We start from the raw sequence: 12,491 nt of genomic DNA, 5'->3' as shown, positions 1-12,491 counted from the left end.
GTCGTACCACTTCAGCCTAGATCCACACGGGTTACCGGCGGGGGACCCGCGCATGCCCGGTCATGCCGTCAGCCAGGCGCGCAGGCGCTCCTCGGCGGCCAGGATCTTCGCCGTGTCCACGCGTTCGTCGCGCTTGTGGGCCAAGTGCGGGTTGCCGGGGCCGTAGTTGACCGCGGGGATGCCGAGCGCGCTGAAGCGGGAGACGTCCGTCCAGCCGTACTTGGGTTGCGGGGTGCCGCCGACGGCCTCGATGAAGGCGGCCGCGGCCGGGTGCGAGAGGCCGGGCAGCGCGCCGGGGCTGTGGTCGTCCACGACGAACTCCTCGACCCCGCAGTCCGCGAAGACCTCCCGCACGTGCGTGAGTGCCTCCTCCTCGCTGCGGTCGGGCGCGTAGCGGAAGTTGACGGTGACCACGCACGCGTCCGGGATGACGTTGCCGGCGACGCCGCCGGAGATCCCGACGGCGTTGAGGCCCTCGCGGTACTCCAGGCCGTCGATCACCGGGTAGCGGGGCTCGTAGGTGGCGAGCCGGGCCAGGATCGGGGCGGCGGCATGGATGGCGTTGGAGCCCATCCAACTGCGCGCGGAGTGGGCGCGCTCGCCGGAGGTCTTCAGCAGCACCCGCAGGGTGCCCTGACAGCCGCCCTCGACCTCGCCGTCGGAGGGCTCCAGCAGTACGGCGAAGTCGCCGCGCAGCCAGTCGGGGTGCGCCTCGGCCACGTGCCGCAGACCGTTGAGGTGGGCGGCGACCTCCTCGTTGTCGTAAAAAACGAAGGTCAGATCGCGATTGGGGTCCGGGACGGTCGCGGCGATGCGCAGCTGGACCGCCACGCCCGACTTCATGTCGCAGGTGCCGCAGCCCCACAGCACGCCGTCCTCGTCCAGTCGCGAGGGGACGTTGTCGGCGAGGGGGACGGTGTCGATGTGGCCCGCGAGGACGACACGCTCGGAGCGGCCCAGTTCCGTCCGGGCCACGACGTTGTTGCCGTGGCGGTCGACGGTGAGGTGCGGCAGGGCGCGCAGCGCGGCCTCGACCGCGTCGGCGAGCGGCTTCTCGGTGCCGCTCTCGGAGGGGAGGTCGACGAGTCGCGCGGTGAGCCGCGCGGCGTCCTGCGTGAGGTCGAGCGGGGTGTCGTGCATGGCCCGACCCTAACGCGGGCGAGGGGGCGGGCCGTTGCCACGACCGGCGGAACGGACCGTTCCGGAAGTTGTCCACAGGCTCGCTCACGACTGCGTACTGTCGCGTACCTTGTACGCCGTGTCAGAACCGTCCCTCTCCCCAGACCTCACTCCAGCCCGTCCCCCGGCCCGCTCGACCGCTCCCGGCCGCCGCCCCTCCCCCGGCTTCCTCCGGCGTGGCCGGCTCCTGCGCTGGGGGGCGGCGCTCGCCGTGCTGGCCGCCCTCGCGGGCTATCTGACCGTGCAGTACCTCGCCGGGGGCGGGGGCGCGCCCCGCTGCCGGGTCGTGGCGGGGCACGGCGGCGGGAAGTCGTACGAGTTCACGCCGGAACAGACGGAGAACGCGGCGACGATCTCCGCCGTGGGCACCACCCGGGGCCTGCCGGAACGAGCGGTCACCATCGCGCTGGCGACGGCGCTTCAGGAGTCGGGCCTGCACAACCTCGGGCACGGGGACCGGGATTCGCTCGGCCTGTTCCAGCAGCGCCCCTCGCAGGGGTGGGGCACGAAGAGACAGATCATGGACCCGGCGTACGCGGCGGGCGCGTTCTACGACCGCCTGGTCGAGGTGCCGGGGTACGCGAAGCTGCCGCTGACGGTGGCCGCGCAGCGGGTGCAGCGCAGCGGCTTCCCCCGCGCGTACGCCCGGCACGAACCGGACGCCAGAGTGCTCGCCACCGCGCTGACCGGCCGCTCGGCGGCCGCGCTCACCTGCGAGGGGCGCCCGGCGCCGACCCCGGACGGCGGCCCGGACGCGGTCCGTGCGGCGCTCGTACGGGACTTCGGGCGGGACGTGCTCCGGCCGGCGGCGGCACAGGTGCGGGCCTCCGTCACGGCGACCCCGGCCACCGCCGGCCGGGGCGCCCGGGACGCGCACGCCGCCGTGACCGTGCCGGTGCCGCGCGGGGCACCGTCCGGTGGTACGCGGCGGGAGGGCTGGGAGCTGGCGCACTGGGCGGTGGCCAACTCCTCGGCCCTGCACATCGCCAAGGTGTCCTACGCGGGCCGAGAGTGGTCGCGCGACGGATACGCCGACGAGTGGCGGACGGTCGGAAGACCCCGGCAGGGCGCCGGGGTCGGGGACGACGCGAAGAACGGGGGTGCGGCAGCGGGCGGTTCGGGGGCGAAGGTCGTCCGGATCGCCACCGGGGACTGAGGACGGAGGGGGTAGGCCGGGGACCGACGGCGGACCGGGGAGGCCGACGGCGGACCGGTCGCCCGTGCACCGGCCGCCACCGGGCCGTGCGCCGTCTCGGGCAGTCGTACGGGTCTTCAGCCCTGGGAGCGACACGGCGGGGCGACGCCGGCGAGTGACGACGGGTTGCCGGACGGCCCGGGGCGCGTCTGCCGTGCCCCGCTGAAATTCCTTGCGGGGAAAGGGATGCGGGGAATCGGCACCCCTTTCCCGATGACTCTTTTGCCCGTATTTCCGCCCGCCCGATAATGCGATGCATTGCCAACTCTTTACCGGGGTCCGCCGCAACCTTCGGGGCCCTGAAGCGGTAGTCACTGCGTCCGACCCGGGGCGATCAACTGCCGAATCGCACCGGTTCCCCACCGTTTTTCTTCCGTCCGAAGGAGCAACATGTCCCTCCCCCTGACCCGTCGGATCGCCCGTGCCGCGCTGATCGTCGCAGCCGGAGCGGCGCCCGTGGTCGGTGCGGCCGGTTCCGCCAGCGCGGCGACGACGGCCCTGCCCGCCACGCCCGACCTCGGTGGTGTGACCGCGCTGGACGGTGCGCACGTCGCCAACAACGTCGACGCCACCGCCCAGCACGTCACCGGCATGGCGGGTGACACGGGCGGCAAGACGGTCAAGAAGGCGGTGCCGGCCGCGGGCAAGGCCGGTGGCAAGGTCGTCAAGACGGCGGTCCCGGTGGCGCAGAAGACCGCGGGCGAGGCCGCGGGCCAGGCCGGCGGCGCGCTGGGTGACGTGGCGTCCTCCGCCACGAAGGCGGCCCCGGCCGGCGGCCTGCCGGTGGACGGCCTGCCGCTCCACTGACACCGCTCCACACCACACGAAGCCCCCGGGTCCCGGACCCGGGGGTTTCTCCTTGCGCGCGGCGGCCCGTCGGTTCAGCCGTCCAGCGCGATCGCGCGGCGCACGTCGGCGGCGTAGGCCGCGGGTTGTTCCCAGGCCGCGAAGTGGCCGCCGGCGGGATGCTCCACGTAGGCGCGCACGTTCAGGAACGCCTCGGCGTAGCTGCGCGGTTCCGGTTTGGTGTCGTGCGGGAAGACGGAGAAGACGGTGGGCGTGCCGATGCGTGCGGGGAGTTCGACCGGTTCGGTGTAGGTGGCGAAGGACGTGCCGATGGTGCCGGTGACCCAGTAGGCGGTGACCCAGGTGAGCAGCTCGTCGGGGGTGAAGGCCGAGGCGTCGGACCAGGACTCCAGCTTCTCGACGAGCCATGCCGCGAGTCCGGCGGGCGAGTCGCCGAGGGCGACGGCGAGGGTGTTCGGCCGCGTCGACTGCTCCGCGATGTACCCGCCCTCGGCCCGGAACCACCGCGCCGCCCGGTCCAGATAGGCCACCGCGTCGGGCGCGAGCCGGGCCGGGTCCGCCGTGAAGGCGTGCTGCGGGGCGACGTTCGTCAGGTGCAGGGCGGTCACGCGGTCCGGGTGGGCGGCGGCGAGGAGTTCGGCGACGGTGCCGCCCACATCGCCGCCGGAGACCGTGTACCGCGCGTGACCGAGCTGTTCGAGCGCGTCCGCGACGATTCTGGCGATCCGGTTCGCCGACATTCCGGGAGTGGTGAGCGCAGGCGCGAAGGGGAAGCCCGGCAGCGCGGGCACCACCACATGCAGGTCCATGAGCAGCGGCAGAAGGCGTTCGAAGCGCAGCACCGAGTCCGGCCAGCCGTGCAGCAGGACGACGACCGGCGCGCCGGGGTCGGCGGACCGCTGGTGGATCAGGCGCAGCTCCGTGTCACCGGTGCGCACCGTCACCCAGGGGAGCGCGTCGATGCGGCGCTCGTGCGGGGCCCAGTCGTAGCCGTTCGCCCAGTGGTCGAGCAGGGCGTCGAGACGCGAGCCGGTGACGCCGCGCGTCCCGTCGACGCTCCACGGGGTGTGCACGCGTCGCGTCCGCCGGAGGCGCTCACGCAGTTCGTCGGTCATGTGTACGACCATACACATGATGTGTATCAGCGTACACATGGCCTGTATGGTCGATCGCATGAGTTCTCGTGACGCGGCCGCGACCAGGCAGCGGATTCTGGAGCACGCCCGGCGCCAGTTCGCCCGGCACGGATACGGGGCGGTCGCGGTCAAGGGCGTGGCCGACGCGGCGGGGGTGTCGCCCAACCTCATCACGCGCTATTTCGGCGGCAAGGAGGGCCTGTTCCTGGCGGCGACGCGGGTGGAGATCCCGGTCTCCGACTCCTTCGACGGCGACCTTTCCACGCTCGGGGCACGCCTCGCGGCGAGCATCGTACGGCGCTGGTCCGGCCCGCCCGGCGAGGATCCGCTGCTCGTACTGCAACGCGCGTCCGGCGAGCGCCCGGAGGCGGCGGAGGCGCTGGCCGCGTTCCTCGACGCCCAGTCACTTCAGCCGCTGCTCCGCCATCTGCGCGCGAGCGGCCTGGACGAGACCGAGGCCCGCGACCGGGCGGCGGCGATCGACGCGTTCGTGCTCGGCGTCTCGACCCGCCGCCGGGTCCTGCGCTCCGCACTCGGCGACCCCGCCGAGCTGGAGGCCTGGCTGGGCGCCACCATCCAGCGCCTCGCCGACGGCGGGTGAGGCCAGCGGCGGCTGCTGGTCAGCTCTGCCGCAGCCGGGCGGCTGCGGCGGCGATCCGGTCGTCCGTGGCGGTCAGGGCCACGCGGACGAAGCGGGCGCCGGCGGGGCCGTAGAAGTCGCCGGGGGCGACGAGGATGCCCAGGCCGGCGAGGTGGCCGACCGTGTCCCAGCACGACTCGTCGCGCGTCGCCCACAGGTACAGGCTCGCCTCGCTGTGCTCGATCCGGAAGCCGTGCGCGAGGAGCGCCTCGCGCAGCTCCGAGCGCCGTGCCGCGTACCGCTCCCGCTGCTCGCGCACGTGCGCGTCGTCGGAGAGCGCGGCGACCACCGCGGCCTGGGTCGGCGCCGGGGTCATCATGCCGCCGTGCTTGCGGATCTCCAGCAGCGGTCCGAGCACCGCCGGGTCGCCGACGAGGAACGCCGCGCGGTAGCCGGCCAGGTTGGACCGCTTGGACAGGGAGTGGACGGCGACGATGCCGTCGTAGGAGCCGCCGCACACGTCCGGGTGCAGGACCGAGACCGGGTCGGCCTCCCAGCCCAGCTCCAGGTAGCACTCGTCGGAGACGACGAGCACGCCGTGCTCCCGCGCCCAGGCCACGATCCGGGCCAGCTCCTCCTTGGCCAGCACCCGCCCTGTCGGGTTCGACGGCGAGTTGAGCCACAGCAGCTTCAGACCGGCCGGGTCCAGCTCGGTGGGATCGTCGTACGCCACGTGCTCGGCGCGGGCCAGCCGGGCGCCGACCTCGTACGTCGGGTACGCGAGACGCGGGTACGCGACCGTGTCGCCGGGGCCGAGGCCCAGCTGGGTCGGCAGCCAGGCCACCAGTTCCTTGGAGCCGACGATCGGCAGCACGTGCCGGTCGGTCAGGTCCCGGCCGCCGAGCCGGCGCTCCGCCCAGCCGGTGATCGCGTCCCGCAGTGCGGGGGTGCCCCAGACCGTCGGGTAGCCCGGCGAGTCGGCCGCGGCGACCAGCGCCTTCTGGATCAGCTCGGGCACCGGGTCCACCGGGGTGCCGACGGACAGGTCGACGATCCCGTCCGGGTGCGCGGCGGCCGTCGCCTTGTACGGCGCGAGCTTGTCCCAGGGGAAGTCAGGAAGCCGGTCGCGAAGCGACTCCGTGGAAGGGTGGCGGCGGGCGGCGGGAGGGGGGTCGGAGACTGCGGACACGGGATCGGCTCTCTTTCTTCTCTGCGTGCTCGGGGCGGGGCCCCGAACGCCTCGGTCCCGCACGGCGCGGCGGGCGCCGTACGGGACCGGGGCGGCACGCGCGCGGATGGTGCGAGCGTGCCGCGACGCGTTGTTCCTGCGACGGCTACTGGTTCATCGGGGGCAGCGCCGCGACGAACGGGTGGTCGCGCTCGATCAGACCCAGCTTGCTGGCCCCGCCGGGCGAGCCGAGCTCGTCGAAGAACTCGACGTTCGCCTTGTAGTAGTCCTTCCACTCCTCCGGAGTGTCGTCCTCGTAGAAGATCGCCTCGACCGGGCAGACCGGTTCACAGGCTCCACAGTCGACGCATTCGTCCGGGTGGATGTACAAGGACCGTTTGCCCTCGTAGATGCAGTCGACCGGGCACTCCTCGATGCACGCCTTGTCCTTGACGTCGACACAAGGCTCTGCGATGACGTAGGTCACGCTGTCGTTCCTCCTCGATTGGGCGCTGGCGGGCCTCCTCAGGCTCCGCCGCCTGGCGCGCGGGAGCGCGGCGTCGTCGATGCCCGCACCTAGTATCTCCGTTCCTGGGCATGATCCGAACAGGAGGGGTGGACCGACCTGTGGAAATCTCTGCGGGCGGGCGGCTCGAGGTCCGCATCACCGCCGCTGACGTGGGCAAACGCGTCTCAGTGCGACGCAGGACCGAACATGCCGCCGAGGGTGGGAAGTTCACCGACACGGTTGGCGTTCTCACATCATGGGACGACGGTGTGCTGCTGATCACACGACGGGACGGCGAGACCGTCCGGATCGCGGCTCGGACGCTGGTCGCGGGCAAGGTCGTACCGGCCGCCCGGGCGCGTCGCCGGGGCCCCGCCGCGTCGTACGGCGAGCTGGCGCGCGTCGCGGCCAGGGCCTGGCAGCCGGTGGAGCGGGAGCGGCTCGGCGAGTGGGAACTGCGGGCGGCCTCCGGGTTCACCCGCCGGGCCAACTCGGCGCTGCCGCTCGGCGACCCCGGGTTGCCGCTCGACAACGCGCTCACGGCCGTACGGCGCTGGTACGCGGCGCGCGGGCTGCCCGCGTACGTGCAGGCGGCGACGGGCGGCGAGGGCACGCAGGAGGCACTGTGCGCCAAGTTGACGGAACGTGGCTGGCGGCGCGAGGTGACGGCCGAGCTGTGGACCGGCGCGCTCGCCCCGCTCGTCGACCGCGAGCCGGGGCCGACGGCGCCCGAGGACGTCCTGCTGTCCCGCACCGCCGACGAGGCATGGCTGCGGCGCTACCAGCGCAAGGGAATCGGCGAGGTCGCGCTGCGGGTACTCGGCAGTGGGCCGTCGGTGTGGTTCGCGACCGTTCCCGGCGCCGGTGACTCGGGGGCGGAGGGCGCGACGCCCGCAGCGATCGGGCGGCTCGTCGTGGACGGGCGGTGGGCCGGGTTCGCGGCGGTCGAGGTCGACCCCGCGCTGCGCCGGCGCGGGCTCGCCACGGCGGTGATGGCCGCGCTGGCCGGGCGCGCGCTCCAGGAGGGCGCCTCGGCGGCCTGGCTCCAGGTGGAGTCGGACAACGACCGGGCCCGCGCGCTCTACCGGCGGCTCGGGTTCGCCGCGCACCACTCGTACCACCACTTCCGGGAGCCCGCCGGTGACGGCGCCCCCGGCCGGGCCGGCTGAGCCGTGGCGGGCCTGTGGCCGACGGTGCGGCCGATTCCGCCGGGGCCGGAGCGGAGCGAGGAGGTACGGCGGCGGTTCGCGGAGGAGGCCCGGGCCGAGCGGCCCGACCTGGCCGCGCTCTGCCTGCTCGTGGGCGCGGCGGCGGACGGCACGCTGGACGACGCCGGGATGGACGCCGTCGACATCCGACTCGACGAACTCGCCGGGCAGCTGCCGTTCCGCCCCGGCGGGCCGCGCTCCTGGGCGACGGCCCTGGCCGAACTCCTCGGCGGGCGCCACGGGTTCGCCGGGGCACCGGCCGACTACCAGCGGCTGGAGTCGTCCCTGCTGCACGAGGTGCTGCGACGCCGGCGCGGGCTGCCGATCCTGCTCTCGGTGCTCTGGATGGAGGTCGCCCGGCGGGCCGGTGCGCCGGTGTACGGCGTGGCGCTGCCGGGGCACTTCGTGGTCGGGTTCGGGTCGGGCGCCGAGCAGGTGCTGGTGGATCCGTTCGCCGGCGGGCACGTGCTGACCGGCGACGATGCGGAGCTGCTGGTCGCCGGGGCAACGGGGGCGGTGCTCGATCCGGCGATGCTGACGCCGGCGGATCCGCTGGACATCGTGCTCCGCGTCCTGAACAACGTGCGCGCGTGGGCGGCGGCGCGGCCCGAGCGGTCCGATGTCGCCCTGTGGGCGCTGCGGCTGTCACTGTGCCTGCCGTCGCATCCGGCCCGTCTGCGCTACGAGTACGCGCGCACGCTCGTGCTCAGGGGGGAGTTCCTCGCGGGGGCGGCGGAGTTGGAGGCGTACGCGGAGGTGGTGCGGGTGATGGACGGGCCCGCGGCCCGGGCCGTCCGCGCGGAGGCGCGGGCGGCGAGGGCCCGCTTGAACTGAGGGGCGCGCCCCCGTCGGCGCCCGAAGCGCGCGGGGGCGCCGGGGCGCCTAGTAGCTCGGGGGCTTCTGTGGTGTGGCGGCTGCGGGTCCGTTGTGGCTTGTCGCGCAGTTCCCCGCGCCCCTAAAAAGCAAGGGGGCGCCCCCTGGTTTTTTAGGGGCGCGGGGAACTGCGCGAGCAACCACACTCCGCCCGCAGCCGCCAACACACCGCACCCCCCGAGCTACTAGGCGCCCCGGCCTACAGCCAGCCCTTCTCCCGGGCTATCCGAACCGCTTCCGTTCGGTTGCGGGCGGTCAGTTTCTGGATGGCCGTGGAGAGATAGTTCCGCACCGTCCCCTGGGACAGGTGCAGTGCCGTCGCCAGTTCCGCGTTCGTCGCTCCGTCGGCCGCCGCCCGCAGCACCTCCCGCTCCCGGTCGGTCAGCGGGTTCGCGCCCTCCGCGAGGGCCGCCGCCGCGAGCGTGGGGTCGATCACCCGCTCCCCCGCCAGCACCTTGCGCACCGCCTCCGCGAGCTGCGCCGCCGGCGCGTCCTTGACCAGGAACGCGTCCGCGCCCGACTCCATCGCGCTGCGCAGATACCCGGGCCGCCCGAACGTCGTGAGGACGACGAGCTTGACCCCCGGCAGTTCCCGGTGCACCTGTGCCGCCGCCTCGATCCCGGTGGCCCCCGGCATCTCGATGTCCAGCAGTGCCACGTCCACGGCGTGCTCCCGCACCGCCGCCAGTACCTCGTCACCGCGTGCCACCTGGGCGACGACCTCGATGTCCTCCTCCAGCCCCAGCAGCGCGGCCAGCGCCTCGCGGACCATGGACTGGTCCTCCGCCAGCAGGACCTTGATCGTGCGGCTCATGCCCGGGATCCTACGGTGTCCCCGGCCCCGCCGGTCTCCCCGGCCACGTCCGCCGGGACCCCCGCCGGCACCCGGGCCACCAACCGGAACCCGCGCCCGGCCGCCTTGCCCGGCTGCCCCGCCGGGCCGGCCTGACCCGACCGGCCCACCCGGCCCGCCGCCAGCGAACCGCCCGCCTTCTGGAGCCGTTCGGTCAGCCCCGTCAGCCCGTTGCCGTGCCCGCCGCCGGAGGACGCCGCACCGGCCGCGCCGGTGACACCGCCCGCTCCGTCGTCCTCGACGGACAGCTCCAGCACCGGCCCGTCCAGCGTCTGCCGCCGCACCAGGGACACCACGCACCGACGGGCCCCGCTGTGCCGTACGACGTTGGTGACCGCCTCGCGCAGCGCCCAGGCGAGCGCCGACTCGCTCTCCTCCGGGACCCCGTCGAGACCGGGCTCGGCGGGCAGGTCCGCGGTGACGCCCGCCGCCGCCAGCGCGACCTGCGCACCCGCGAGTTCCGCCGCCAGCCGGGGCCGCCGGTAGCCGCTGACCGCCTCGCGCACGTCGACCAGCGCCTGCCGGCTGACGCTCTCGATGTCGGCGACCTGCTGGGCCGCCTTGTCGGGATGGGCCGGCAGCATCCGGCCCGCCAGCTCGCTCTTGAGGGTGATCAGGGACAGCGAGTGCCCCAGCAGGTCGTGCAGATCGCGGGCGAGCCGCAGCCGCTCCTCGTTCGCGGCGAGCTGGGCGACCGTGGCACGGGCCCGGCGCAGCTCGATCGTGGTCCGCACCAGCTGGCTGACACTGGTCATCGCGAACCCGATGAGCAGCGTCAGCAGGACCATCCCGCTGAGCTGGTCCGAGTCCACGTACCCCACGACGAGCGCCATCAGCGCCGTCGTCCCCGGGATCGCCCAGTACGCCGTGCGCAGCGGGAGCGCCATCCCGCAGGCGACGGAGACGTACACGAACAGGCCGACCCAGTGCGGGCCGAGCGTGAGCGGCAGCAGGGCCGCCAGCGCGCCGAGGGCGACGATGATGCCGACGACCAGCCACCGGGGGAACGGTCTGCCGCCCATGTTCCGGGAGACCAGCGCGAGGTAGAGGCCGACGAACACGGCGATCCCGAGCCAGCCGCCCACCCTCCCGGCGGTGCTGTGGTCGCCGGAGAGCAGGTCGGCGAACGGGGAGTTGAGGAAGACCAGCCAGATGCCGATCCAGAGGGCCTTGCGCAGCAGCTCGCGCCGGTTGCGGGGCGACTGCCCCATGCGCACCAGGCGGTCCGACTCTGCCTCGTCGTCGTACGGCGGGTTGTCCGTCATCGTGCTCACGCCTTCAGCGTGTCCTTCCGGTACAGCCAGGCCGCACCGCCGGTGAACAGGGCGAAGAAGATGGCGAGGACGACGATGTCCATGGCGTGCGGGGCCTGACTCTGCTCGATCGCCTGTCCCAGGGCAGCGTATGCGTGGGTCGGCACCCACTTGGCCATGTCCTGCAGCCACTGGGGGAACGTGGTCGTCGGCATCCACAGGCCGCCGAGTATGGACAGGCCGAAGTAGACGATCATCGTGATCGGGCGGACCGCGTCCCCGCTCGCGAGGTAACCGATGGCGACGCCGAGCGCCGCGAAGACGAGGCTGCCGGCCCAGATCGCGCCGGTGAGCGCGAGCCACTGCCAGGCGTCCAGCCGCACGTCCTTCACGACGGCGGCGACGGCGAAGACGACGACGATGGACGGCAGACTGACGACGGCCGCGCCCGCGGTCTTGGCCAGGACGTAGCCGCGCCCGGGCAGGGTGGTCAGCCGCAGTTGCCGCACCCAGCCGTTCTCCCGCTCCTTCGCTATGCGTTCGCTGTTGCCCATCAGGACGGCGGTGAGCGCGCCGAAGGACGCCATCGAGACCATCATGTACGTCGGCAGGGTCAGGCCCGTGCCGTCGACCTTCGTGCTGTCGTCGGCGCTGCCCGCGATGAGCAGGAACAGCACGGACGGGTAGACGACGGAGAAGAACAGGAACTTGCGGTTGCGCAGGGCGCGGGTCAGTTCCAGTTTGATGAGGCTGTTCACGACTGCTTGGCCTCCTCGGCGGTGGTGAGGGCGACGAAGGCCTGCTCGAGTCCGAGGCCGGCGACTTCGAGGTTGCGGGGGTAGAGGCCGAGTCCGTACACGGCGTGCATGGTGGCGTCGGCGTCGGTGGACTGCATGCGGACGGTCCCTCCCGAGCCCGCGGCGGAGCCGCCGTGGGACACCGTGAGCGTGGTGAGGAACGGCAGTGCGCGCAGCGCCGGTTCGTCGATCTCGCCGTCCAGGTCGAAGGAGATCCGGCGGGCGCCCGCCTTGGCCTTGATCTCGGCGGCGGTGCCGTCGGCCAGGAGCCGGCCGCGGTGCAGGACGAGGACGCGGTCCGCCATCGCGTCGGCCTCCTCCAGGTAGTGGGTGGCGAACAGGACCGTGCGGCCCTGGTCGGCCTGGTCGCGCATGGTGGCCCAGAAGGCCTGGCGGGCGGTGACGTCCATGCCGGTGGTCGGCTCGTCGAGGACGATCAGGTCGCTGTCGCCCGCGGTGGCGAGCGCGAAGCGGACGCGTTGCTCCTGGCCGCCGGAGAGCTTGTCGACCTTGCGGTCGGCGATCTGCGTGACGCCGGCGCGGGCGAGCACGTCCGAGACCGGGTACGGCCTCGGGTGCAGCGCGCAGGCCAGCGTGACGAGTTCGGCGACGGTGACCTCGTCCATCAGTCCGCCGCTCTGGAGCATCGCGCCGACGCGGCCGGCGACTATCGCCTCGCGGGGGCCGGTGCCGAAGACCCGGACCGTGCCGGAGTCGGGGTGCTTGAGGCCGAGGAGGAGGTCGAGGGTGGTGGACTTGCCGGCGCCGTTCGGGCCGAGGAGGGCCACGGTCTCGCCCGGGTGCAGGGTGAGGCTGAGCCCGTCGACGGCGCGTACGTCACCGTATGCCTTGCTGACGCAATCGAACCCCACCGCGACGTCCTGTTGCCGGGCCGACGCCCCCGTTGTCATCGTCATGCATGCAATGCTCCCGG

13 protein-coding genes are annotated in these 12,491 nt (G+C 73.6%); 5 read left to right on the top strand and 8 right to left on the bottom strand.

Annotated features, from left to right (window positions below; genetic code table 11):
* Positions 1–60: 60 nt before the first annotated feature.
* Positions 61–1,140, bottom strand: coding sequence for a succinyl-diaminopimelate desuccinylase (gene dapE / locus OIE12_RS21425; RefSeq protein ID WP_329137704.1), 1,080 nt, complete (start codon positions 1,138–1,140; stop codon positions 61–63).
* Positions 1,141–1,366: 226 nt separating this feature from the next.
* On the opposite strand from dapE, the gene OIE12_RS21420 reads away from it, so the two are divergent.
* Both OIE12_RS21420 and OIE12_RS21415 read left to right on the top strand, forming a co-directional pair.
* Complete coding sequence (locus OIE12_RS21420; protein ID WP_329142117.1) at positions 1,367–2,335, top strand: heavy metal transporter; 969 nt, start codon at positions 1,367–1,369, stop codon at positions 2,333–2,335.
* Positions 2,336–2,764: 429 nt separating this feature from the next.
* Positions 2,765–3,181, top strand: coding sequence for a hypothetical protein (locus OIE12_RS21415; RefSeq protein WP_030381031.1), 417 nt, complete (start codon positions 2,765–2,767; stop codon positions 3,179–3,181).
* Positions 3,182–3,255: 74 nt separating this feature from the next.
* Here OIE12_RS21415 and OIE12_RS21410 read toward each other — a convergent pair whose 3' ends face one another.
* On the bottom strand, positions 3,256–4,296 hold the full coding sequence (locus OIE12_RS21410) for an epoxide hydrolase family protein (protein WP_329137701.1): 1,041 nt from the start codon (positions 4,294–4,296) through the stop codon (positions 3,256–3,258).
* Between the two features lie 58 nt (positions 4,297–4,354).
* Between OIE12_RS21410 and OIE12_RS21405 the strand changes: the two genes are divergently transcribed.
* On the top strand, positions 4,355–4,918 hold the full coding sequence (locus OIE12_RS21405) for a TetR/AcrR family transcriptional regulator (protein WP_329137699.1): 564 nt from the start codon (positions 4,355–4,357) through the stop codon (positions 4,916–4,918).
* A 19-nt stretch (positions 4,919–4,937) separates the two neighbouring features.
* Here OIE12_RS21405 and OIE12_RS21400 read toward each other — a convergent pair whose 3' ends face one another.
* Entirely contained in the window at positions 4,938–6,086 is a 1,149-nt protein-coding gene (locus OIE12_RS21400; protein WP_329137697.1) for a bifunctional succinyldiaminopimelate transaminase/glutamate-prephenate aminotransferase, read from the bottom strand.
* Positions 6,087–6,231: 145 nt separating this feature from the next.
* Entirely contained in the window at positions 6,232–6,552 is a 321-nt protein-coding gene (gene fdxA, locus OIE12_RS21395) for a ferredoxin (protein WP_030381035.1), read from the bottom strand.
* Between the two features lie 140 nt (positions 6,553–6,692).
* Here fdxA and OIE12_RS21390 point away from each other — a divergent pair, with 140 nt between their 5' ends.
* Positions 6,693–7,742 (top strand): GNAT family N-acetyltransferase, encoded by a 1,050-nt coding sequence (locus OIE12_RS21390; protein ID WP_329137695.1) that lies wholly within the window; start codon positions 6,693–6,695, stop codon positions 7,740–7,742.
* A 3-nt stretch (positions 7,743–7,745) separates the two neighbouring features.
* Positions 7,746–8,615: a transglutaminase-like domain-containing protein gene (locus OIE12_RS21385; protein WP_329137693.1), complete on the top strand. Its 870-nt coding sequence runs from the start codon at positions 7,746–7,748 to the stop codon at positions 8,613–8,615.
* Between the two features lie 238 nt (positions 8,616–8,853).
* On the opposite strand, the gene OIE12_RS21380 is transcribed toward OIE12_RS21385, so the two are convergent.
* The 4 genes from OIE12_RS21380 to OIE12_RS21365 are packed head-to-tail and all read right to left on the bottom strand — an operon-like array spanning position 8,854 to position 12,474.
* The gene (locus tag OIE12_RS21380) at positions 8,854–9,468 is read right to left on the bottom strand and encodes a response regulator transcription factor (RefSeq protein WP_329137691.1); all 615 of its coding nucleotides are present in this window, start codon (positions 9,466–9,468) and stop codon (positions 8,854–8,856) included.
* Positions 9,465–10,781 carry a sensor histidine kinase gene (locus OIE12_RS21375; protein WP_443053880.1) on the bottom strand — a complete coding sequence of 439 codons (1,317 nt, stop codon included), beginning with the start codon at positions 10,779–10,781 and terminating at the stop codon, positions 9,465–9,467. Before OIE12_RS21375 ends, OIE12_RS21380 begins: the two co-directional genes overlap by 4 nt.
* Positions 10,778–11,518 carry an ABC transporter permease gene (locus OIE12_RS21370; RefSeq protein WP_329137689.1) on the bottom strand — a complete coding sequence of 247 codons (741 nt, stop codon included), beginning with the start codon at positions 11,516–11,518 and terminating at the stop codon, positions 10,778–10,780. Before OIE12_RS21370 ends, OIE12_RS21375 begins: the two co-directional genes overlap by 4 nt.
* Positions 11,515–12,474, bottom strand: a complete 960-nt coding sequence (locus OIE12_RS21365) for an ABC transporter ATP-binding protein (protein WP_329137687.1) — start codon at positions 12,472–12,474, stop codon at positions 11,515–11,517. Before OIE12_RS21365 ends, OIE12_RS21370 begins: the two co-directional genes overlap by 4 nt.
* Between the last annotated feature and the right edge of the window lie 17 nt (positions 12,475–12,491).

Origin of the sequence: Streptomyces sp. NBC_00670 (assembly GCF_036226765.1) — a bacterium.
Lineage (GTDB): Bacteria > Actinomycetota > Actinomycetes > Streptomycetales > Streptomycetaceae > Streptomyces.
The sequence above is the reverse complement of the archived record's forward strand: the minus strand, read 5'-3'. Positions and strand labels throughout refer to the sequence as shown.